At 46.5% G+C, this 19808-nt stretch carries 25 protein-coding genes; 7 read left to right on the forward strand and 18 right to left on the reverse strand.

The window, feature by feature from the left end; all coding sequences use genetic code 11:
• Nucleotides 1-23 precede the first annotated feature (23 nt).
• The 3 genes from AC4BAP_RS02515 to AC4BAP_RS02525 form a co-directional block, all read right to left on the reverse strand.
• Nucleotides 24-242: a hypothetical protein gene (locus AC4BAP_RS02515; protein ID WP_490581033.1), complete on the reverse strand. Its 219-nt coding sequence runs from the start codon at nt 240-242 to the stop codon at nt 24-26.
• A 22-nt stretch (nt 243-264) separates the two neighbouring features.
• Entirely contained in the window at nt 265-807 is a 543-nt protein-coding gene (locus tag AC4BAP_RS02520; RefSeq protein ID WP_490581034.1) for a YkvA family protein, read from the reverse strand.
• A 649-nt stretch (nt 808-1456) separates the two neighbouring features.
• Nucleotides 1457-2068, reverse strand: coding sequence for a C40 family peptidase (locus AC4BAP_RS02525; protein ID WP_490581035.1), 612 nt, complete (start codon nt 2066-2068; stop codon nt 1457-1459).
• Nucleotides 2069-2353: 285 nt separating this feature from the next.
• On the opposite strand from AC4BAP_RS02525, the gene AC4BAP_RS02530 reads away from it, so the two are divergent.
• Entirely contained in the window at nt 2354-2731 is a 378-nt protein-coding gene (locus tag AC4BAP_RS02530; RefSeq protein ID WP_490581036.1) for a hypothetical protein, read from the forward strand.
• A gap of 25 nt (nt 2732-2756) precedes the next feature.
• Here AC4BAP_RS02530 and AC4BAP_RS02535 read toward each other — a convergent pair whose 3' ends face one another.
• From AC4BAP_RS02535 to AC4BAP_RS02550, 4 genes are all read right to left on the reverse strand, one after another.
• Entirely contained in the window at nt 2757-3281 is a 525-nt protein-coding gene (locus tag AC4BAP_RS02535) for a GNAT family N-acetyltransferase (protein WP_490581037.1), read from the reverse strand.
• 169 nt (nt 3282-3450) lie between these two features.
• Nucleotides 3451-3879, reverse strand: a complete 429-nt coding sequence (locus AC4BAP_RS02540) for a hypothetical protein (RefSeq protein WP_490581038.1) — start codon at nt 3877-3879, stop codon at nt 3451-3453.
• Nucleotides 3880-4271: 392 nt separating this feature from the next.
• The gene (locus AC4BAP_RS02545; protein WP_490581039.1) at nt 4272-4901 is read right to left on the reverse strand and encodes a thioredoxin family protein; all 630 of its coding nucleotides are present in this window, start codon (nt 4899-4901) and stop codon (nt 4272-4274) included.
• Between the two features lie 11 nt (nt 4902-4912).
• A complete protein-coding gene (locus AC4BAP_RS02550) occupies nt 4913-5413 on the reverse strand; it encodes a TlpA disulfide reductase family protein (protein WP_490581040.1) in 501 nt (166 codons plus the stop codon).
• A gap of 113 nt (nt 5414-5526) precedes the next feature.
• Between AC4BAP_RS02550 and AC4BAP_RS02555 the strand changes: the two genes are divergently transcribed.
• Nucleotides 5527-6084 (forward strand): type 1 glutamine amidotransferase domain-containing protein, encoded by a 558-nt coding sequence (locus AC4BAP_RS02555; protein WP_490581041.1) that lies wholly within the window; start codon nt 5527-5529, stop codon nt 6082-6084.
• Between the two features lie 342 nt (nt 6085-6426).
• Here the strand turns inward: AC4BAP_RS02555 and AC4BAP_RS02560 are convergent, their stop codons facing one another.
• The 3 genes from AC4BAP_RS02560 to AC4BAP_RS02570 all read right to left on the reverse strand — a co-directional run bounded on the left by AC4BAP_RS02560 (nt 6427) and on the right by AC4BAP_RS02570 (nt 8529).
• Nucleotides 6427-6972, reverse strand: a complete 546-nt coding sequence (locus AC4BAP_RS02560; RefSeq protein WP_490581042.1) for a DUF6992 family protein — start codon at nt 6970-6972, stop codon at nt 6427-6429.
• A 90-nt stretch (nt 6973-7062) separates the two neighbouring features.
• The gene (locus tag AC4BAP_RS02565; RefSeq protein WP_490581043.1) at nt 7063-7797 is read right to left on the reverse strand and encodes a YceI family protein; all 735 of its coding nucleotides are present in this window, start codon (nt 7795-7797) and stop codon (nt 7063-7065) included.
• A gap of 102 nt (nt 7798-7899) precedes the next feature.
• Nucleotides 7900-8529, reverse strand: a complete 630-nt coding sequence (locus tag AC4BAP_RS02570) for a porin family protein (protein WP_490581044.1) — start codon at nt 8527-8529, stop codon at nt 7900-7902.
• 485 nt (nt 8530-9014) lie between these two features.
• Between AC4BAP_RS02570 and AC4BAP_RS02575 the strand changes: the two genes are divergently transcribed.
• Nucleotides 9015-9917 carry a histone deacetylase family protein gene (locus AC4BAP_RS02575; protein ID WP_490581045.1) on the forward strand — a complete coding sequence of 301 codons (903 nt, stop codon included), beginning with the start codon at nt 9015-9017 and terminating at the stop codon, nt 9915-9917.
• Nucleotides 9918-10056: 139 nt separating this feature from the next.
• Here AC4BAP_RS02575 and AC4BAP_RS02580 read toward each other — a convergent pair whose 3' ends face one another.
• The 5 genes from AC4BAP_RS02580 to AC4BAP_RS02600 form a co-directional block, all read right to left on the reverse strand.
• Complete coding sequence (locus tag AC4BAP_RS02580; RefSeq protein ID WP_490581046.1) at nt 10057-10263, reverse strand: hypothetical protein; 207 nt, start codon at nt 10261-10263, stop codon at nt 10057-10059.
• A 103-nt stretch (nt 10264-10366) separates the two neighbouring features.
• Nucleotides 10367-10609 carry a hypothetical protein gene (locus tag AC4BAP_RS02585; RefSeq protein ID WP_490581047.1) on the reverse strand — a complete coding sequence of 81 codons (243 nt, stop codon included), beginning with the start codon at nt 10607-10609 and terminating at the stop codon, nt 10367-10369.
• Nucleotides 10610-10846: 237 nt separating this feature from the next.
• Nucleotides 10847-11542 (reverse strand): methyltransferase domain-containing protein, encoded by a 696-nt coding sequence (locus tag AC4BAP_RS02590; RefSeq protein WP_490581048.1) that lies wholly within the window; start codon nt 11540-11542, stop codon nt 10847-10849.
• The gene (locus AC4BAP_RS02595) at nt 11529-12641 is read right to left on the reverse strand and encodes a type III polyketide synthase (RefSeq protein WP_490581049.1); all 1113 of its coding nucleotides are present in this window, start codon (nt 12639-12641) and stop codon (nt 11529-11531) included. Before AC4BAP_RS02595 ends, AC4BAP_RS02590 begins: the two co-directional genes overlap by 14 nt.
• 171 nt (nt 12642-12812) lie before the next feature.
• On the reverse strand, nt 12813-13925 hold the full coding sequence (locus AC4BAP_RS02600; RefSeq protein WP_490581050.1) for an NAD(P)/FAD-dependent oxidoreductase: 1113 nt from the start codon (nt 13923-13925) through the stop codon (nt 12813-12815).
• Nucleotides 13926-14089: 164 nt separating this feature from the next.
• Between AC4BAP_RS02600 and AC4BAP_RS02605 the strand changes: the two genes are divergently transcribed.
• From AC4BAP_RS02605 to AC4BAP_RS02615, 3 genes are all read left to right on the forward strand, one after another.
• Nucleotides 14090-14461 carry a T9SS type A sorting domain-containing protein gene (locus AC4BAP_RS02605; protein WP_490581051.1) on the forward strand — a complete coding sequence of 124 codons (372 nt, stop codon included), beginning with the start codon at nt 14090-14092 and terminating at the stop codon, nt 14459-14461.
• A 136-nt stretch (nt 14462-14597) separates the two neighbouring features.
• Nucleotides 14598-15623, forward strand: coding sequence for an alkaline phosphatase D family protein (locus AC4BAP_RS02610; protein ID WP_490581052.1), 1026 nt, complete (start codon nt 14598-14600; stop codon nt 15621-15623).
• Nucleotides 15624-15735: 112 nt separating this feature from the next.
• On the forward strand, nt 15736-16149 hold the full coding sequence (locus AC4BAP_RS02615; protein WP_490581053.1) for a DUF4890 domain-containing protein: 414 nt from the start codon (nt 15736-15738) through the stop codon (nt 16147-16149).
• Between the two features lie 68 nt (nt 16150-16217).
• Here AC4BAP_RS02615 and AC4BAP_RS02620 read toward each other — a convergent pair whose 3' ends face one another.
• On the reverse strand, nt 16218-16571 hold the full coding sequence (locus AC4BAP_RS02620; RefSeq protein ID WP_490581054.1) for a hypothetical protein: 354 nt from the start codon (nt 16569-16571) through the stop codon (nt 16218-16220).
• 397 nt (nt 16572-16968) lie between these two features.
• On the opposite strand from AC4BAP_RS02620, the gene AC4BAP_RS02625 reads away from it, so the two are divergent.
• The gene (locus tag AC4BAP_RS02625) at nt 16969-18420 is read left to right on the forward strand and encodes a phage integrase SAM-like domain-containing protein (protein ID WP_490581055.1); all 1452 of its coding nucleotides are present in this window, start codon (nt 16969-16971) and stop codon (nt 18418-18420) included.
• Nucleotides 18421-18905: 485 nt separating this feature from the next.
• On the opposite strand, the gene AC4BAP_RS02630 is transcribed toward AC4BAP_RS02625, so the two are convergent.
• On the reverse strand, nt 18906-19124 hold the full coding sequence (locus AC4BAP_RS02630; RefSeq protein ID WP_490581056.1) for a hypothetical protein: 219 nt from the start codon (nt 19122-19124) through the stop codon (nt 18906-18908).
• A gap of 11 nt (nt 19125-19135) precedes the next feature.
• Nucleotides 19136-19717 (reverse strand): hypothetical protein, encoded by a 582-nt coding sequence (locus tag AC4BAP_RS02635; protein ID WP_490581057.1) that lies wholly within the window; start codon nt 19715-19717, stop codon nt 19136-19138.
• Nucleotides 19718-19808 lie beyond the last annotated feature (91 nt).

Raw genomic sequence — 19808 nt, forward strand, 5'->3', positions numbered from 1 at the left:
GCCATTATTTTGTGAAATAAAATTTAGCGTATATTTCCGCCTGTAGGCAGATCATCATGCGGATTTTTATGCGTTCGGCTGCTATCGGTGGTAGAGCCGCGCAGGGTAGGCTCCTTGCTGCTGGTAGCCGATCCTTTCGCATCTGTGGCATGCCCCTGCGATGTATGCTTCTTATCGGGCTGTTGCTTTTCTTCAGGCTGGCCGGCCTGCATTTTGTTCTTATTGGCCTTATCTGTTTTCATAGTTGCACGGTTAATAGTCAGTTTATTCTTTTGGGTTCGTTTCAATCTCTACAGTTCCCGCATCCCTGTCGGCGTACTTGGGTGTTCCAAATGAGGGGTCTGCGTTGTGGGTAGTGTTGTTGTGTTCATGCTTTGTCTCAGTAGCAGGCTTGTGGCTTTCCCATTCTTTAAATCTGTCCAGTTCAGATTTTATACTTGTCATGAACCAGGCCAACAGGCTGGCATCATCCAGCAAACCCAGCACAGGTATAAAGTCCGGAATCACGTCTATCGGCATCAGGAAGTAAAGTATAACCGCGATGCCGCCAACCAGGGTAGTGGTTGGTATTCCTTTGTACTCACCGGATGTGGCCGCCTTTATCATTCGGGACAGCAGTTGCAGGTTTTCCCATACTTCGCCGGCGATAGCGCCAACGCCTTTGCTCTGGCTTGCCTTCTTAAAAGCATCGTTTAACAGGCTAGCGATTTTGGAAGGGTGTTTCAGGTACTGCTCTGCTTTCTTCAGTATGTTTTTAAAGATCTTGCTCTCGGCTACGTTCTTGCCATCTGGTCTCTGGTTCTCCATAGTTTCTACGTACTCTAATCTTGATGCGTTTGTGTATATGCGATGTTAATGTCTATGCTACTAGCAAATGCAAAGTTGCTTAACTAACAGCATCCTTCCTATACTTGATGCAGGTAAAATTGTTGTTGGAGCATTATGTAGAGGTTGGGGGTCTGTGAACGATTAACACACCCCTGCCCCTCTCAAGAGGGGAATTACCTCCCCTAACCCCTCCTTTTGTCGAGGGCCCCTTCCCCCAAAACAGGAGGGGAATTTCGCATTACCGGGTCGAACCACCCCTGCCCCTCCTTGACCAAGGAGGGGAGTTTCTGCTATTGCTTAATTCAGATGCATCCTTATAGCCACAGCCAATAGCGGACAGGTCGCGACCTATCCCTACGAATCGAATTTATACTTTGCTAGCTAGTTGCGACAGCCGCTTACGAAGAAGTGTCGATCCCAGCCTTTGCGTTGAGCGCCTTAGCGGGTTCCGGTGACGAACGGAGTGAGGCATTGCGACGAAGGAGCAAAGGAAGCGAAAGCCGCGCGATGGCCAAGGACGAGGCCACGCGGCCTTGAGCGTACCAAAGCTAGAGGTAGAACGATGGGCAAGTAAGACTGAGGATGAACAGCAGCTAGATAAAAAGCAGAAACTATACACCCCTAACCCTTAATTTACCCTACCAGCCGCATAATAATACTTGCGGTAAAAATTCTCTTGCAGTGAGCTTACTTTTACACCACCCTTAGAGGCTGAGTGGATGAACTTGCCATTTTTTAAGTAAATCCCCACATGAAAGACAGGCTGCTTGGGGCTGCGGCGGAAGAAAACCAGGTCGCCGGTGTGGATGCTGTCTTTTTGTACACGCTCTACTTCCTGAAACATGGCATGTGAACTGTGCCTTAACTTGATGCCGTATACTTCGCGGTAAATGCTGGAAACAAACCCAGAGCAATCTGCGCCTTTTTTAGAGCTGCGGCCGTAGCGGTAGGGGGTGCCTATCCAACCTGCCACCGTTTCTGCCAGTTGCTTCTCGTCGGCTTTGGCGAAGCGCAGGTTCAGTTTTTTGTACAGCTGCCCGGTTTCTTCTGCTTCCTCTACAGGCACATTCAGTTCTAAGGCTCTAACCAGGTCTTCACCGGAGTTAATGGCATATGGCGTAATGTGGAATGCCGGTGCCGTAGCTTCAGGTAATGCCGACTTTGCCGGTACTACCTCGTAGAAGAAAGAAAGCACAACCGAAATAACGGCCAGCGCTGTAAGGATAATGGTTTTGGTCATGGGTTTGGCTTGTAGCAGGCCAGGTATTTTGGCCAGACAGTTACACCTTTGGTTTAAAAAATAAGGCAGAAAATTGTAAATAATCTGTCTTACTCGCTGCTTATCAGGCCGATATGGCTTTGCGGCGGGCAAAAATAAGTACAAAATCTTAAACCGCAAACAAATTTGATGTGCTATTTGCCTGATAATGTGGTGTATCTGCCATGCTTTTTAAACTGTTTACCCTTAAAACCCAAAATCAAGTATAAATAGTATAAGTAAAAGTGCAATTCAGTAAACGACCACATGCATTTTAAAATTGTAGAACGATCTTTATTTGCCCGTATAGCACGCATGGTGTTAAAGAGCAGCAATGTGGCTATGGTGCTGGGAAAAACCATTCATTTAAGTGGTGTTAGCCGCGAAGATTTCATGAACGACCCCGGGTGGCTGGCGCATGAGTTGTGCCACATCAGGCAATTTAAACAGTATGGATTTTTCCGGTTTCTGTGGCTGTACTTGGTAGAGTCGTGGAGGGTGGGGTACTATAACAACAAGTATGAAGTGGAGGCACGCATAGAAGGCATGAAGCACCGAAAGTACATGAGCCCGGCCTTAAAAGCCAACTACACTATAAACCCCACCGAATTACCGCTACCCGCCGACGAAAAAGAGACGGAGTAGCGGATAACCTTCGGGTGAGTAAATTTTAGGAAACGACCTTGCTTGGCAACAACGCGTGAGTAGGTGCCCCAAACACCAGCAGCGTAGTGTTCTCGTTCTGGATCTGCTTTTCGAATTGCAAGCCTAGCTTCTGCAGCAGTTTTATCGAGTTCACGTTGTCTTCTACGGTGGTGGCCAGTATGTGTGTATGCTCTGTATTTTGGGCTACATCGGTTAGCACAGCTGCCGTGGCCTCGTAGGCAAAGCCCTGCTTGCCATAGCGTGCCAGAAAAGCAAACCCAATATCATGATGCTCCAGGTAATCGCGCTTGATGAATGTGATAATGCCGATCGGCTCCTGCTGCTCTTTCAATCGCACTACCCAGTACATAATATCTGGGCTCTGCATAATGCGCTGGATGTAGGCTGTTGCATCTTCCTCGGTTTTAACATTGCGCTCACCAATAAATCTTACCCATTCGGGTGTGTTTACCAGCTCAAGTATAAAAGCTGCATCGGCAGGGTTCAGGCTGCTCAGGGATAATCGGGTGGTTTGGTAATTATTTTTCATAGTTGTTGGGGGAAGGTTTTGAGTAACGGTTTGCATATGGCTTGTGTGGGTTTCAGAGCACTTTCTTGTCCAACGAAACCTAAGCTGGCTACGAAGCTCAAACCTTGCTGTCAGCCGTTCACCCGCCATAAGCTATATGCGTTGTTGCCCACCGTTTTTTTAATATTCGTCATAGCCAATTCAGAACCGAAATAAGTCCAATAATTGTCAATCCAATTAAAAAGATTCCAATTCCGATACATCCTATTTTAAAAGCTTTGTCTTTCCAAGTTTCTTTATGTTCAGGGAAAGTTTTGTCTTTCGAATCTCTGTCTTTGTCTGTTAACTCCACATAGTCAAAGAAGAATTCTCCATTTTCATCAATCCAATCTATATTTAGTCCAACAGATTCAACCTTGTTTTTGTCATATTCACGAGTTTCAGACTCAAGACCAACTTTAAGTAACTCAACAGCAAAAAGTTCAAGTCCTTTTCGGTTTGCTTTTATGCAACTTTCATCTGGTCCACCACCATATTGATAAAATCCGAAATAAGCTTTCTGCTTATCATTCCGATTTTCTAATTCCGTTATTATCTTTTTTAATTCTTCGTCTGTCATTTCTCAAATGGTGGGCAACTACTGTGCATACGTCACCGTGACGTTTATCTGCATTATATGCGAATGTGTTTCCACGCGGTTAAAAATTGCTTTTTCAAGTAACCATGTAGTACTTACGCAATACAAGATAATACTAAAGTTACTATCTGCCAAGTCTTATAAATTTCTATAGTAATTGATATGTAAAGTTGTGGTATTGAGAATGTTATAGGTGCTTGTAAAGCTGTTGTGCTGGTAAGATACTTACAAAGATGCTATTCGTTTGACAGCCAGCGTACTTATAGCCGTGTTATGAAACGTATAGTTGCGTTTATAAACGTATTAATTCAGATGCAAAAAGTCCCTGCCAGATTAACCTAACAGGGACTTTATACTTTTAGCTGTAGTATAGACTACGCTTCTCTCCACTTAATAGTGCAGCCAATGGCTTTGGTGTTTGGCTGGCTAACGGCTTTGTTGGCTACCAGTTCGTCTAAGGCAGCTTCGGCATACTTCTTCTCTACTTTAGAAGCATCGCGGCTGTTGTCGTCTATGGTGCCGATGTAGGCTACTTTATACTTGCCGTCTTTCTGCTTCTGCACAATGTACAGGTGCGGTGTGCGGGTGGCTCCGTAAGCTTTGGTAATTTCCTGGGTTTCGTCGTGGAGGTAAGCAAACGGGAAATTTTTCTCCTTGGCACGCTGCTGCATGTCGGTGTAAGAATCTTTCGGCGATACGTTTACATCGTTGGGGTTGATGGCGATAACCGGGTAGCCTTTGGGCGCATACTTGTTGTGCAGGTCAATGATGCGGTCTTCGTAGGCAACAGAATAAGGGCAGGTGTTGCAGGTAAAGGTTACTATAAAGCCTTTGGCGTTTTTGTAGTCGGCCATGGATACCATTTTGCCATCCACGTTCTTCAGTTTAAAGTCGCGGGCAGTGTCGCCAACCTGGTAACCGTTGTCGGCAGGCGCGGCTGCCAATAGCACGCCCACAAACAGCAGGCAGATAAAGTACACGAAAGGTAGTTTTGGCTTTCTCATAAATGTTAAAATTATGGTTTATACTTTGTAATCAGGTTCTGCAATTGCTCCTGCGTCAGTTCTTTCTCCACAAATTCGTACTGCTTGCGCTTGTTGTTAAACACCAGGGTGGCCGGTATGGCCCCACTCCACTTCGGCTCCAGTTTGTCTATCCAGGAGTTGGCGTCCACCTCGTCCAGCAGCATCACATCAGACTTTAGACTACGCTTCTGTACAAAGGGTTTAACGCGGGTGTCCAGGTCTTCGGCGGCATCCATACTTACCAGCACTACGCGCACCGGCTGGTCTTTGTACTGCGCCGTAATGGCCTCGAAGTATGGCATCTCTTTTATGCAGGGCTTGCACCAGGTGGCCCAGAAGTTAACCACATACAGGGTATCGTGGGGTGCGTTGCGCAGCTGCTGCAGGTCGTTAAACTTGATAACCTTAACCTCCTGGGCAAAAGATGGCACAGCGGCAAGTATAAAAAGGGCCGCAGCGGCTGCAAGTGTTTTAATGGTTTTTAAATTCATACTTTGTAAACGATGGTTTGGCTGAAGCTATTGCTTATACGAAGCTTTAACAATTTAGCCTTTAGTTCGTTATTGTAAAAGCGAATTTAATTTTAACCATAACAAACTTAAGCATGGCCAATACATTAGACGGCAAGAAGATTGCCATTTTAGTAGAAGAAGGATTTGAGCAGGTAGAACTAACAAAGCCCCTGCAGGCCCTGAAAGATGCAGGTGCAGAGGCCCACATCATCTCCCCGAACAAGAACAGCGAAATTAAAGCCTGGAACCACACCGAATGGGGCGATAAATTTAAAGTAGACAAAAAACTTAATGAGGTAAAAGCTGAAGACTACAACGGACTTTTGCTGCCCGGCGGCGTTATGAACCCAGACAAACTGCGCGCCAATAAAGAGGCCGTAGACTTTACGAACAAATTTATGGAAAGCGGCAAACCAGTAGCCGCCATCTGCCACGGCCCCTGGACGCTGATAGAAACCGGAAAAGTAAAAGGCAAGAAGATGACCAGCTACCACACGCTAAAAACCGACCTTAAAAACGCCGGCGCCGAATGGGTAGACCAGGAGGTGGTAGTAGACCAGGGCCTTGTAACCAGCCGCAACCCCGACGATATTCCTGCTTTTAATAAAAAGATGATCGAAGAGTTTGCCGAGGGCAAGCACGACAGGTAATTTTATACTTTTTATACTTCAAAAGCCGCACTTTATACTTTAGGGTGCGGCTTTTGTGTTTGGTCTCTGGATATGATAAACCCACCCCTGCCCCTGCCCCTCCCGAGGAGTGGAATCTCAAATATTGTTCTTATACCGCCAGTTTGAGCGCAGCGGTAACTGGTGGTTAAGTATGATTGCCAGTTTGTAACTGGCGAAAGTATTAAGTATAAAATAGCGGTTTCGCCAGTTATAAACTGGCATCATGAGGAGCCACAAGTTGCGCTATCGCTAAACTTGCGGCATGTAAAATTTTCTCTGGGCTCAATACTTACCCAAGTGTTCGGCCAATTATACTTACCCTTACTCCATCAACCTGAAAAACTCCGAAGCCAGATTCTCCAGCATCACCACAAGCACCACATCCAGTAGCAGCAGGAAAAAACCTTGCAGGAAAATGGATTTGCCCCAGCCTTCCAACTGCTCGGCTTTCAGGTTTGCCGTTTTAGAGCGTTGTTTTAAGTAAGCTCCCAGAAACAGATAAGCCACATCAAGGCCAACATTCAGGTATAGTACTTTTTTGTACCACACGTGTTGTCTTATGCTATCCAGGGGAAGTAATGTGGCTATATCCAGCGAAACGATCTGGTGCAGTGCAATGCCGGCAATAACCAGGTTCACGATGTTCCAGTACAGGTTCATCTGGAAGAAATAACGCGGAGCACGGGTAGTGGTGGTTAGTTTAAAACTTGCCAGCAGGATGTTAAGGATGGCCCAGCCGCCCAGCACCAGCATGCCGGTTCTAAGTATAACTTTTTGCTCCAGGTTAATAGCTGCCGCTGCGCTGCCTTGTGCCTGTGCCATAAATGTTAGCAACAGCAAGGGCAGCAAGCAGAGGTACTTTCTCATACTTTATACTTTGTTGTTTAGGGCTAGGAACGAAGCAAATGCCATTTTAGCATACGGAGCATTAAAAAAGCTGATCGCGGGGCACGCTTGTCAGTTGGCCTGTGGCCTGGCCACAATATCAAAACCAATGTTTACCTCCGGCTTTATGGTCTGGTCGCCCAACGATTTATCGGAGCGGTATACGAGGCCCCAGTGCGTGCGGTCTATGTTAAAGTTGGCTTTGGCTTTTAGTAGATTGTCTTCCAGAGTTACCCTGGCCGGGAACGTGACGCTTTTGGTCTGGTCTTTAATGGTAAGGTTGCCGGTAACAAAGTGCGTGGGGTTTTTCACGCGCAGGGCTGCATCGGCGGTGGCTCTGGTGGCAGGCTTTTTAACCAGCGTGCTGTCGTAGGGGGCGGTGCCGGTCAGTTCAAATTTGGCTGTGTTGTACTTCTCCACATCAAAAAAGTCAGCAGACCGCAGGTGCTTGGTTAACTTGGCGTTGGCGTTCTGATCTATGGTTTTGTCATCGGATCGCAGCTGGGTCATGTCTATCACAATGGTGCCGCTTGTCAGCAGGCTGTCGTCGAGGTGCAGTTCGCCCTGGCTTATTTTAAAGATGCCGTTGTGCCTTCCGGTCATTTTGGCCCCGATCCAGGTAAGCTGGCTTTTGGCCGTATCCACAACAAAGGTACTGGAAGTATGGGAGGGGCCATTTTTTATTGCTTTAGGTTCGCCGATCAGCGCCTTGTCTGATTTCACAGAGGTATCACAGGCAGCCAGTGCCGTCAAGCTCAGGAGCACCGCAATGCGGCCATACTTCTGTTTTGTCAGGTAACGCGTCATGGTTTTAATGATTGCAGGGTTGCCTACCCCGGTTTATCTGCCTATTGTACGTCTGTAAGAGTTAAAACGATATTTGCCGGTTTGCTAAATGGAGGTTGGTAACTAGAATATGCCAATGCCAATGTATACCTGAATCGCACCGGGTTTTATGTCGAGGTTTACGCTGCGGCCTGCTTTGTCTTCCTTTATAAGGTCGGCCAGGCTGAGGTTGTAGCGGGCACCTACCCGTAAGCGGCTAATGCGGCCCTCAAATCCGCCAACCACACCATAATCAAAAGTCTTAAACCGGTCCAGGTCTACTTCCTTGTCTTCTTCCTGTGCCGAAACCATGGTGGCGATCTGCGGACCCAGGTGTATGCTGATATTGTCTGTCAGGTTAAACACGGCCAGCACAGGCAGCTCCAGGTAATCGAACCGGAAAGTAGAGTCGTTGCGTTCGTAGCCTTTGCGGGAGTATAATAACTCTGGCTGCACAGAAAAGAAATCGCTGGCTGCAAACTGCGCGAAAAGCCCGGCATGCCAGGCGGTGTATTTGTCTATGTTACCCAGTGTCCCTTTATCGCTGCCGTTGATCTCGGCAAAGTTTATCCCGCCTTTAATACCAAAGCCTGAGTTGGGGCCGCTCAGGCCGCTAAACAGGTTGTGGTCCTGTTGCTGCGTGGTGGGGCCCTCCTGCGAATAGGCTGCAAAAGTATAGAGCAGCAGACACAGAACAGTAACTAATTTTTTCATGGTTTTATGCTTGTTAAAGTATCGGATACCGCGATAGCCTCATCCCGGTAACCCATATACTTACTTAGCTGCCTGTAATGTTGCATGTTGTATAAAGGATATTTAAAGGGTTACAGAAATAACCACCCGGTTTGCTGAAGATGCACACCAGCCTGACAGAAATTAGCCTGAGCAATGGATAATATTTTTAGCAAGAAGGCTGTGTGAAAGTATACTTTAGGGGCTAGTAATATGAAATTATTAATATAATTGACCCAATTTTACATTAAGTTAACAGTAAACGGTGGATAACTAGTGTTAATAAACATAGTTATCCACATTTATCCACAGCAAAAGGTATTGATACTGATAGCAGGAAACCCATGTGTAAAAGGTTATCCACTTTGCACTATTTTGTTGCTAAGTAATTTAGTTTTTGCACAGTTTTGTGTAGCTGCTATGGCAGTACTAAACCCCGGCATCCGGATATTTGTTAGCTTTGTGATATGCTTAAAATTGCCTGGTCTGAAATATTTGCGCACAGCCTGCCGGAGGGGCACCGTTTCCCGATGGCAAAGTATGATCTGTTGCCGGAGCAGCTGCTTTACGAGGGTACCATCACCAGCAAAAACCTGTTTGAACCACAGCCATTGGCCGAGCAGTTTATACTTGATACCCACGATGCGGATTACTGGTACCGGCTTAAAAACCTGCAGCTAACCTCATCCGAGATCCGCAGGACAGGCTTTCCGCTTTCGGAGGAACTGGTAAACCGCGAAGTGGTGATCATGAACGGTACCTTGCAGGCGGCACTGTTTGCGTTGGAGTATGGCGTGGGCATGAACATAGCCGGCGGCACCCACCACGCCTTTACCGATAGGGGAGAGGGCTTTTGCCTCTTAAACGACATTGCCATCGCAGCCAACTACCTGCTAAAGTATAAAGGCTTTCAGCGCATACTGGTAGTAGACCTGGACGTGCACCAAGGCAACGGCACAGCCCAGATCTTTGAGCAAGAACCCCGCGTATTTACCTTCAGCATGCACGGTGGACACAATTATCCTTTTCATAAAGAAAGATCGGACCTGGACGTGCCGCTTGAGGAGGGCACTGACGACAAAACATACTTAAGCTTGCTGCAGCATCACCTGCCGCGCCTGCTGGATAAACATGAGCCGGAGTTTGTGTTTTTTCAGTCGGGGGTGGATGTGCTGGCAACCGATAAGTTGGGAAAGCTGGGCATGAGCATAGCCGGCTGCAAAGAGCGCGACAGAACAGTACTGGAACTATGTCACCGCAACAACCTACCCGTGGCCATAAGTATGGGCGGAGGCTACTCCAAGCAGATTGCCCACATCGTAGAGGCCCACGCAAATACCTTCAGGCTGGCGCAGCAGATCTATTTTTAGGAATTTTGATTGAGTGAATAAATGGTTGGATGGTTGAATTGTTAAATGGTTGTTTTCTTAAAGAGTTACACTTTGATAGTCGTTCTGAGTCCTAAACAACAATCTAACCATTAAACCATTAAACAATTTAACAATCAACTCACTCCCTCGTCTTTAGCTTGTCGTCTTGTTTTTTGCGGCCGGGTATGATGCTGCGTAGTGTAATGTATACTACCGGTGTAAGTGCCAGTACAAGTATGATATAAAGTACGACTTTGAGGGCTTTTATGAAAAAGGCAATAGCTGCAGCCGATATGGCAATAGAAAGTATAAACAGCAGCCAAAACCGGATATTATCTTTGGTCATAGGGTATAAGCAAGTTGGGTGTCAAATTAACATGTAGGCTATTACCATATACCCGGTAACGTAGTTGGCTTGCCTAAGGATTTACCCACCACGCCTGCAGTTCCTACTTTTCGGTAAACACCTTGTATCTATACTTTAGGCCATAAACAGGGATAATAGTCATAAGCATCTGCTTGTAGCTTAAGCCAATGTAACGCATTCTGGCGAATATGAGCACCGGCAGATAAATTGCGATAAGGTACTGCAAAACGGTAATGCCGCTTTCAAAATCAATGGCGAAGCGCATGGCTAGGGCCAACACTGAAAAAGGAAGTATAAGTCCGGTGTAGAATAGGGTTCTGTTCATGAGTTTATGTTTCCAGTTGTTTATTTTTTAGAGTGCGATCAGCCCCGGCCCCTCCTAAAAACAGGAGGGGAGAACTCGTACTTGAGTGTCCCCCTTTGAAGGGGGTAGGGGGATGACAATCGTTCCCCAATTCTCATCATGAGAAGGTTAAGTTTACGCCTAAGCAGTAATCTCAACCTCAATTAAATATAATCAGGAATTAAATCGGTTGTACATCCGAAAGAAAATTAACCCCGATCACTTCTCCAGCACCAACTGCCACCTGAAAGCCCACATCCATTTCAAAGTATACTTTTGGATGCCTGCCTCTGCTAGCAGCTGCTCCAACTCATTGCGCTTAAAGGCACGCCATACCGAAAGCGGTGCATCGTTTTTAACCAACCTTGAGCCCGAGAAAGCAGCCGTGATATACTTGATGGAATAGTAAGCGAGCCAGTGCCGGTGCAGGTCGTTGATGATAACGGCCATACTTGCCTGCTTGTAAAGTTGCCGGAACAGCCTTACCAACTGCGCATCTGTAAAGTGGTGGCAAAACAGACTGCACACGATCACATCATACTTATGCGCTGCAAAAACCTCTGAAAACACATCGTGCTGACTTATACTTATTTCGGGATAACCGGCGCAGTGCTTCCGGGCATATTGTACCATAAAATCGTTGGCATCTATCCCTTCCAGCTCCACATTTATACTTTTGCGCCTGGCCCAGTTGGCTATACTTTTAAGCGTATCGCCGCCACCACAGCCGATATCTGCAATGCGCAAAGTATAATTTACAGGGGTTTTGATCTGCTCCAGCGCACTCAGTACCACCTTGTGCCCACCCAGCCAATTGTTGATCACTTCCAGCTCTTTCAGGTTCTGCCGCAGCTCCTCACCCGATAGCGTCAAGTCATCCATCAACTCGGGTTCGTTAGATCTATACTTTAGCATAGTGTACTTTCAGCAGCATCGATTCGAGGGTTAGGCCGGGGCCGAAGGCAAAACTCAGCACAGGTTGGTCCTGCTCTTTTGGCGTGAGGCTTTCCATAAGGGCCTTCAATACAAACAGCACCGTTGCCGACGACATATTGCCGAAATCACGCAGTACCTGGTAAGCAAAGCGGTTGTCGTCGCGGGTCATGCCGAGTTCCTGCTCTATTACCTCCAGTATGCGCCTGCCGCCGGGGTGTATGGCAAATAGCTTTATCTCTTCTATAGTGGTCTTAAGGCCCTGCAGCAACCTGTCAGTAAGTTCTTTTATGCCTTTTTTGATAAGGTCGGGCACGTACGAGGAAAGCGTCATCTCAAAACCGGTATCACCAATGTGCCAGGCCATGTCGCGTTTGCCGGCCGGTGCAAGGTCGCAGTGGAATGACTGCAGCTCCAGGCATACTTGCTCGCAGGGTCTGCCCTGCATTAAAACAGCCGCGGCGCCGTCGCCAAATAAGGCATTGGATAAAAGGTGGTCCGGTTCATCGTGCTTCTGGAAATGGATGGTGCAGATCTCAGTGCACACCAGCATTACATTCGCATCCGGGTTGGCCCTGCAAATGGCATCGGCAAGTTTTATGGCGTTAAAGGCGGCATAGCAACCCATAAAGTTTACGGCAGTCCGCTGCACGCAAGGCGAAAGCTCTAACCTTTCCACCAGTTCAATATCCAGGCCGGGGGCATACATGCCGGTGCAACTCACGGTAATAAGGTGGGTTAGATCCTGCATGGCAACAGCCGACTGCTCCAGGCACTGCCGCACCGCTTTCTCCGACAGGTCTACGGCATGCTTGCGGTAAAGCTCCATGCGTTTCTGCACAGTCGGGAAGGGCTCTAACGTGGGGGTGTTGGGGTAAAAGGTGAAATCTCCGTTGCGGCGGGTGTAATCCTCGAGTACACTGTAACGCTGCCCGATGCCAGAAACCCTGTAAAGCGCCTTTAGCTTTCGTGTTTCCTGCTCATTAAACTGCAGCGCATCGGCCATAAAATCTGCTACCTGCATCTGAGGTATTTTGTGGGCGGGGTTGGCAGTACCTATGGCGCAAATGTAGCTTTTCATGTAACGTGTTGTTTTGGGGTATGTATTTTCTCGGCCGGCAAAGTATAAAAGCCAAACAGTGTGCTTTGGATATATGTTTAAAGTAATTGTAAGCCTGAGTGCCTGCTGCTACCAGCGAGAAAAGAAACACGCCATTAAGTACGCAAGCCGGCAGCGAATAGATGTATCCGGTTAAAATGGCTGTCCGTGGGTTTGGCGCATAATGTACCGCACAGCCCCCGGAAACCTCTTAAGCGTATGCACCGCAACCTCCGAAAGTATGGGGGCCCCGAACAACTGCTGCACCGTGCGTCCCACCTGTAGCCTGTTTTCAAACTGTTTGCGCCAGGCCTGTGTGTAGCGCTGCTCCAATTGCTGCCGGTCTTGCCCATCCTTAAAATAACGAACCACCTCTTCTGCGGCCAGTTTTCCTGCATGTATGGCCATCGCCATGCCGTTGCCGCACAATGGGGTAATCATACCGGCCGCGTCGCCGCACATCAGCATGTGCTCCTCTACGCAGGTTTTGGTGGCAAAAGAAATCTCATTTATCACCTCGGGTTTATCATACAGAAATTCAGCCTCCGAGAAAATGCGGCGCAGATGTGGGTTTTGGTAAAGTATGGCTTGCTCCATAGCAGGTATGCTACCGTGTTGTTGCAGATTGCGCCGGGTGGTAAGGTAACAGAAGCAGTAGCGGTCGTTTTCTACGGCAGAGATGCCGGCATAGCCATCTTTAAAATTATGCAACGCGATCAGGTTTCTGGGTTGGTGGTAGTGCAGATGGTATTTTACGCCAATGTAAGGAGACCGTGAGGTAAAGAAGCGCCGTGCCAGTTGCCTGTCCAGGTTTGTTCGTTTGCCGTATGCTCCCAGCACCACCGCTGCATCTATACTTTCGCCAGAGGAAAGCTTTATGGTAAACCGATCGTTGGCAAAGCTTACCTCCTGCACAGTGGTGTTTAACCGGAATGTAACGTCCCTATGCAGTGCCAGTTGGTAAAGGTGGTTGTCTAAAGTATAACGGCTAAGGCCGAAGCCGCCCAGGTCCAGCCTGGCCTCCAGGGTTTCGCCGGAAGGCGACGAAAGTATAAATTCTGAAACATGTGCCGGTTTCATTTGTTCAATTTCTACACCCAGACGCTTAAGGTATGGCAGCACCTCGTTAGACACATATTCCCCGCAGACCCTATGGAAGGGATAGGCTTTTTTTTCGATGACTGTTGCCTTGATGCCATGTTGGGACAGGTGCAGTGCACTTGTTAATCCGGCTAGTCCGCCCCCGATGATTACGGTGTGCTCCAATTGATTTAGTATGTGGCGATATAAATTAAATACAATTTAGGTTCTCTGAATTTAGTGAACACACCTATTTTAGGGTGTATAATGCAAGAACAAATTATTGTGTAAGCCGTTAATTAAAAGTGGAACGACTTTTGTATTTTTGAAAAAGAATTTAATTGACATAGATGAAAAAACTTATACTTACGCTCTTTACGATTTCTACAGTGCTTTTGGCGCAGGCACAGGCCAGAACAAATACGGCTGGGCCAGTGCAGGAAAACGAAAAAGCGCTGCAGGTAAGTCCCGATGAAGAGCTGGCCATTTATCCTAACCCGAGTAATGGCGTTTTTACGATTTCTGTTGCCAACCTGCCTGCTAAAAAGGCTGAGTTGCGCATCATAAACGTTATCGGTAACGAGATTTACCGTGAAACGTTAACCCGCGGCGAAGGTCAGTTTACAAAAACAATAGACCTTTCTGGTAAAGCAAAAGGACTTTATTACGTGAAGCTCGAAACAGACGGTTATAGTTCTGTGAGAAGAGTAGTGATAAAGTAATGGATATAGACTCGTGACAAGAGGCGGCAGTTCCTGAAAAGGGGCTGCCGCTTTTCGATTTAACAAAATCCTTATACACCAGGCAGCAGCCGACAACCTGTGTTCACTATATTTGCAAAAACATCAACCCCTACCCATGAATTTTAAACATACTCCGGCCTGGCTGCCGGCAATGGTGCTACTTATACTTGGCGCCTGCCAAAAACCAGTAGCCACATCTGAGACCGAAACGCCGCTTACCACAATTGCCTTCGGGTCCTGTAACCGCGAAGATCTGCCACAGCCGCTTTGGGAGCCTATTGTGCAAACCAACCCACAAGTATGGGTATGGCTCGGCGACAATATTTACGGCGACTCCGATACCATGGCCGTGCTGCAGCGCAAGTATAACATGGTGCAGGCAGAGCCGGGGTACCAGAAACTAAAGGCCACCGCCGACATCATTGGCGTATGGGACGACCATGATTATGGTAAGAACGATGCTGGTAAAGAGTATGAAATGAAAGAGGAAAGTGCCAGGCTGTTCTGGGATTTTATAGGTGAGCCGGCCAACAGCCCTCGCCGGAAACAGGAGGGTGTATACAGTGCCCACACCTATGGGCCAAAAGGCAAGCGGGTAAAGGTAATTCTACTGGACAGCCGCTACCACCGCGACTCACTTGCCCGGATAAACAGAGTATACCAGACGAATTACACCGGCGATATACTTGGCGAAACACAATGGCGCTGGCTGGAACAGGAACTGCGTAACAGCGATGCCGACATTAACCTGATAGGCAACGGCATACAGATGCTGCCGGAAGAGCAGGTTTTCGAAAAGTGGGCCAATTTCCCGAAAGCACGTAAGCGCCTCCTGGATGTTATTGCAGCTTCCAAAGCCAAAGGGGTTATACTTCTAAGCGGTGACCGCCATATTGCTGAGATATCCAAAACCACGGTACCCGGCCTGGGTTACCCGCTTTACGAGATTACCAGCAGCGGCCTTACCCACGTGTATAGCGGCGATGCCATAGAACCAAACAAATACCGTGTTGGCAACCTTATCAAGCAACTGAACTTCGGGGTGCTCAATTTTGATTGGATGGGCGATAAGGTAAAGGTAGACATGCGCATAAAAGGCAAAAATAACGAAACACTGCTAGAGCACACCGCTACATATTAGAACAGATTATAGGCATAGAAGCGACTTTGGAAACAGAGTCGCTTTTTTTATGGCTGCATTTAACTTTTGGGGGTGTGTGGCGTCAAAGTGAAAACTAAAACGGATCAGATCTATGAAACAGAGCATCATTATTAAAGCGTTTTTTGTAGCGGCTTTCGGCTTGCTATCGGTAGGGGCTATGGCGCAGGGGCAGCAGCAGGGGCCAGCCAACCAGCAGGAAATGGAGGCGCAGCAAATAGAGCGCTTAACCAAACATTTGAGTCTTACTGCCGAGCAGGTGGCCAGGATACAAGAGGTAAACCATAACTCCAGAGAGGCTGTGATGGCACTGCGCAACGACCAGACCATGGACCGCCAGGTTAAAATGGAAAAGATGAGAAGCATGCGTGCAGAACGCGAAGCCGCCATAAAAGCCATACTAACCCAGGAGCAGGCACAAAAGTATGAGGCCATGCTGCAAAACCAGCAGAACCAGCAGGGGCAACAAGGCCAGCGGCCACAAGGCAGAAGGAGAGGCGCTAATTAAGCAAGCCCTGTAACATCAGAATGCCCCGCCGGATTGTGTCTGGCGGGGCTTTATAGTTTGTATGCTTGTTATTTTATTTTCTCTGGGAGTATGGTTTTAGGCACATAGCCTGTTAGTAGCGCAGTGTCTTTTTTTATCCTGGCGTACACAAAAATAGCGTTGGTAGAGTCCAGGATATGTATACTTTGGGTAGTGTCGAAAGAGGCAAGCGCAGGGCTTTCGAAATCGGGGCGGGAATACATTTCGCCGTTGATAAGGGGCTTGGTGGCATACAGCACATCTTCCGGTAGCGGAACACTGGTGCCTGTCTCGCTTGCCATGGTAGCCTCCGACGAATCCTGCTCCATGGTTTCGCGGCCGTTTTGGCTACAGGAAGTTGCAAGTAAAGAGATTATGATCCCTGACAGTAGAAGTATCCTCATGTTAAGGTAAGTGTACCTATATATATAGGTATAAGTTACATAAACCTAACGGCTTATCAAAATATATAACAGGCTATTGCAGTAAAGGTATTGTGAGAGGATGTTGGTGGCCCTGCCAGGAATCGAACCTGGATCTAAAGTTTAGGAAACTTCTAGTCACAAATTCACTATTTTATACTATTATAAAATTTATAACTATGCTGTAAATCAGTTATATGTAGTATATAGTATTTTTACGTATTTCTATCGTTATATTAAAATGTTAGCCACTTTGTTAGCCACTCTTAAAATATTTGCTATCTTTGATGTGTGGTAGGGGTCATTATTTGTACGGAAACGAGACCCGACCCTATATCCCCTTTCATACACCGGACCCGATTTTTGAAAAGTAGCTAACATGACAGACAAGACCTATAAACCTGTGCTAAGGACAAAGAACAAGACAGACAAGGAAGGGATAATAAACATCCGCGTAACAGCTAACCGTGTACCCTCGCATGTCTCTTTGAAAATCAAAATCCCGGTACGGTTGTGGAATGAGAAAGCATGTGAGGTACGAAAGACAAAGGAGTTAGACTACGAAGACATCAACAACAAGATAAGGGACAAGATAAAAGAGTTGGAGACCTACACCGGGCAGGAAGGGTATACCCCGAACCCGACCAACAAGCTATCCTTTATCTCTTATTTTGAGAACGAATACCTACCGCGTAAGGAAAGCGAACCCGGTACACACATCAAGTATCAGATGATACTGAACAAGCTAAAGGCGTTCCGGGATGACAGGAAGAAAAAGGACATCCTGTTTAGTGAGATAGATTCTAACCTAGTACACCAGCTAAAGAACTTTACTTTAAAAAAATGTAGTGACAACACCACCAACCACTACTTAAAGTTGATACGGCAAGTACTGGACAAGGCTATAGCCGAAAACTTTTACACCTACCTGCGTCACCCGTTCCTAGGCTTGGAGTTTAAAAACACGAAGCTGAAAAAAGATGTTTTGACCGGGGAAGAGATAAAAAAAATTTTAAAGTGTAGGATAGAAGAGACCGACCCATTATACGACACGCGGAACAAGTTCTTAACCCAAATCTTTCTACAGGGGATGCGTGTATCTGACTTGCAGCTACTACGCTGGAACATGTTAAAAGGCGGTGAGATACACTACAAGATGTTAAAGACCGGAACCGATATGACCGTGTATGTTAATGATTTGGTGTGGCACATCCTTACTTACCAGTTCAAGAAATTAGCAGCAAAGGAGGGTATAATACTTAAAGATATTGTAAAGCTGGAAGCCGAACTACAAGACCTGCAAAGACAGGCAACCCTTTATCTAAGGAATGAGGAAGGCATAGGACACGGTGTTGAAATGGTTACGTCTGAAATGATAGACGCACCGATACTACAGGATGTTGAGTTGACCAAGAAACAACTTTTTTCAACCTATAAGGGGTCTATCAGTTTTATAGCCCAACACAAAGACTTTAAGGACAGGTTTATTTTTGACTTCCTGCAAGACGTTGATTTTAGCAACATCAAAAAGAACGACTTTTCCAAGATAACCCCGGAACAGTACAAGACCTTAAAGAATAAGAGTGTAGTGTATAACCGACACCTGAAAGACCTACAGGCAAAGGTTAAGATAGACACTGTTTTAAAATCCCACCTATCCCGGCACAGCTACGCCTACCTGATGAAGCTAAAGGGTATTGACGTGTACGACATCGGTATAAGCCTAGGGCACACGGGAGGCTTACAGGTAACACAGAAGTATTTAGAGGGTATTCAGGTTAACAGGTCAACAGACATCAACAAAGAGATAGCAGCCGGGTTTACGTTCTAACCTCGGATGTATTAGAGTGCCTAAAAGAGGTGCATAAAATCTATTATATAAGAAACTTATCACCTCTTTTAGGCACTCAAAAATATTCTATTTACAACCTGCTTTTGTCCTAAAATATACCCTCTAATATTCGTGCTAAGGGAAACAACAAAGGGTAACCACTTGGCTACCCCTTACTGTAAAAATAAACAATCATTAATACTGGAATCTCTCTAGTGATAAAGGGTAACCATGTGGCTACCCCGTATCTATTATACACATTCTAAATCACATAATCTATATATTACTTATACCTCGTTCCCTCGGTAAGTTTTACCGGGTTAGGGTAAATATTTTATAAAAAGGCGGTGTTGTCCGGCTTGGCGTTCCTGACAGCACCGTTTACCCTTTTTACAGCAGAATAATACACCGTTTGGTTTCGGGTGTAGGTACTGGACAACATGGAAGTGAAGAACCAGCACCGTACACCCTAACCTATGGAAACACTACTCTTTTAATGCATCTGCAAGGTGGTGTAGGGCATACCGCACCAACTCGGACAGATTCATGTTATAGTCTTGTGTTAGCTGTTCTATCTTGTCCCTTTCAGCACCGGAACAGCTAAAGGTGTAACGACACCGGATACCAGTATCTACACCGTTGGCTTTCAATACTTGCCTGTTATACTTGCTGATAATGTCGTGTAATACCTCGTTTGTTTTCATAGTCTTTCCTTTTATTGTTGTGTATGCTTTCGTATCAACTCCATGTACTCCGACATCGGGATGTAGTCATGCTGCGCGTAGCTGTTCACTAGGTTGTCTCTGAACAGGGAGTACAACATCCACTTGTTGTCCATGTCCTTAACAATGAAGTCCCGGACAGCCTGTATTCTACACCATAACTCGTACTCCTTTTTATTCATCTTAATTTTCAGGCTATCCATGTAGGTTAGACCCATAGCGTTTACGATAGCCTTACCCTTTACCACCTGCACACATTGTCTGTACCTGCTATCGGTTGACTGTACCAGCGTGTAAAGCTGTTCAATATCGGCTTGTTCCTTGTCGGTTAACTGTACCTGTTGTCTCAAATCCACGCCAACGGCTAACAGTTCTGTAAACGTTGGGATGTGCTGCACTTTCCCGGTCTTCAACACCATTGGTATATCCTCTATCCCTATTTCGTGTAGGGTCTTACCCTCAATCGCTTTCAACACAGCCTTGTCTAGCTGTTGAATAACGCTGTTGGTATGCTGCGCCAGTACTGTTATGTCTTTCTGTGCTGCTGTGTAAGCATCGGTTATAAACTCTTTCATGTCTAGTATTCCTGTTTGTTTTCTTGACAGTGTAAAGAGAATACCGGGGATTTGTTTATGAAAAAGGGATGAAAAAAGTCACATTTTTTTT

This window comes from Pontibacter sp. GD7 (genome assembly GCF_058216375.1).

Excerpts from the sequence above, each read along its gene's own strand:
- AC4BAP_RS02560 (WP_490581042.1), bottom strand. The coding sequence starts at position 6,972 with ATGAGAAAGTACCTCTGCTTGCTGCCCTTGCTGTTGCTAACATTTATG.
- AC4BAP_RS02590 (WP_490581048.1), bottom strand. The coding sequence starts at position 11,542 with ATGCTAAAGTATAGATCTAACGAACCCGAGTTGATGGATGACTTGACG.
- AC4BAP_RS02515 (WP_490581033.1), bottom strand. The coding sequence starts at position 242 with ATGAAAACAGATAAGGCCAATAAGAACAAAATGCAGGCCGGCCAGCCT.
- AC4BAP_RS02595 (WP_490581049.1), bottom strand. The coding sequence starts at position 12,641 with ATGAAAAGCTACATTTGCGCCATAGGTACTGCCAACCCCGCCCACAAA.
- AC4BAP_RS02575 (WP_490581045.1), top strand. The coding sequence starts at position 9,015 with ATGCTTAAAATTGCCTGGTCTGAAATATTTGCGCACAGCCTGCCGGAG.
- AC4BAP_RS02555 (WP_490581041.1), top strand. The coding sequence starts at position 5,527 with ATGGCCAATACATTAGACGGCAAGAAGATTGCCATTTTAGTAGAAGAA.
- AC4BAP_RS02625 (WP_490581055.1), top strand. The coding sequence starts at position 16,969 with ATGACAGACAAGACCTATAAACCTGTGCTAAGGACAAAGAACAAGACA.
- AC4BAP_RS02545 (WP_490581039.1), bottom strand. The coding sequence starts at position 4,901 with ATGAGAAAGCCAAAACTACCTTTCGTGTACTTTATCTGCCTGCTGTTT.
- AC4BAP_RS02635 (WP_490581057.1), bottom strand. The coding sequence starts at position 19,717 with ATGAAAGAGTTTATAACCGATGCTTACACAGCAGCACAGAAAGACATA.
- AC4BAP_RS02520 (WP_490581034.1), bottom strand. The coding sequence starts at position 807 with ATGGAGAACCAGAGACCAGATGGCAAGAACGTAGCCGAGAGCAAGATC.
- AC4BAP_RS02550 (WP_490581040.1), bottom strand. The coding sequence starts at position 5,413 with ATGAATTTAAAAACCATTAAAACACTTGCAGCCGCTGCGGCCCTTTTT.
- AC4BAP_RS02585 (WP_490581047.1), bottom strand. The coding sequence starts at position 10,609 with ATGAACAGAACCCTATTCTACACCGGACTTATACTTCCTTTTTCAGTG.
- AC4BAP_RS02535 (WP_490581037.1), bottom strand. The coding sequence starts at position 3,281 with ATGAAAAATAATTACCAAACCACCCGATTATCCCTGAGCAGCCTGAAC.
- AC4BAP_RS02570 (WP_490581044.1), bottom strand. The coding sequence starts at position 8,529 with ATGAAAAAATTAGTTACTGTTCTGTGTCTGCTGCTCTATACTTTTGCA.
- AC4BAP_RS02540 (WP_490581038.1), bottom strand. The coding sequence starts at position 3,879 with ATGACAGACGAAGAATTAAAAAAGATAATAACGGAATTAGAAAATCGG.
- AC4BAP_RS02620 (WP_490581054.1), bottom strand. The coding sequence starts at position 16,571 with ATGAGGATACTTCTACTGTCAGGGATCATAATCTCTTTACTTGCAACT.
- AC4BAP_RS02610 (WP_490581052.1), top strand. The coding sequence starts at position 14,598 with ATGAATTTTAAACATACTCCGGCCTGGCTGCCGGCAATGGTGCTACTT.
- AC4BAP_RS02525 (WP_490581035.1), bottom strand. The coding sequence starts at position 2,068 with ATGACCAAAACCATTATCCTTACAGCGCTGGCCGTTATTTCGGTTGTG.
- AC4BAP_RS02630 (WP_490581056.1), bottom strand. The coding sequence starts at position 19,124 with ATGAAAACAAACGAGGTATTACACGACATTATCAGCAAGTATAACAGG.
- AC4BAP_RS02615 (WP_490581053.1), top strand. The coding sequence starts at position 15,736 with ATGAAACAGAGCATCATTATTAAAGCGTTTTTTGTAGCGGCTTTCGGC.
- AC4BAP_RS02565 (WP_490581043.1), bottom strand. The coding sequence starts at position 7,797 with ATGACGCGTTACCTGACAAAACAGAAGTATGGCCGCATTGCGGTGCTC.
- AC4BAP_RS02605 (WP_490581051.1), top strand. The coding sequence starts at position 14,090 with ATGAAAAAACTTATACTTACGCTCTTTACGATTTCTACAGTGCTTTTG.
- AC4BAP_RS02530 (WP_490581036.1), top strand. The coding sequence starts at position 2,354 with ATGCATTTTAAAATTGTAGAACGATCTTTATTTGCCCGTATAGCACGC.
- AC4BAP_RS02580 (WP_490581046.1), bottom strand. The coding sequence starts at position 10,263 with ATGACCAAAGATAATATCCGGTTTTGGCTGCTGTTTATACTTTCTATT.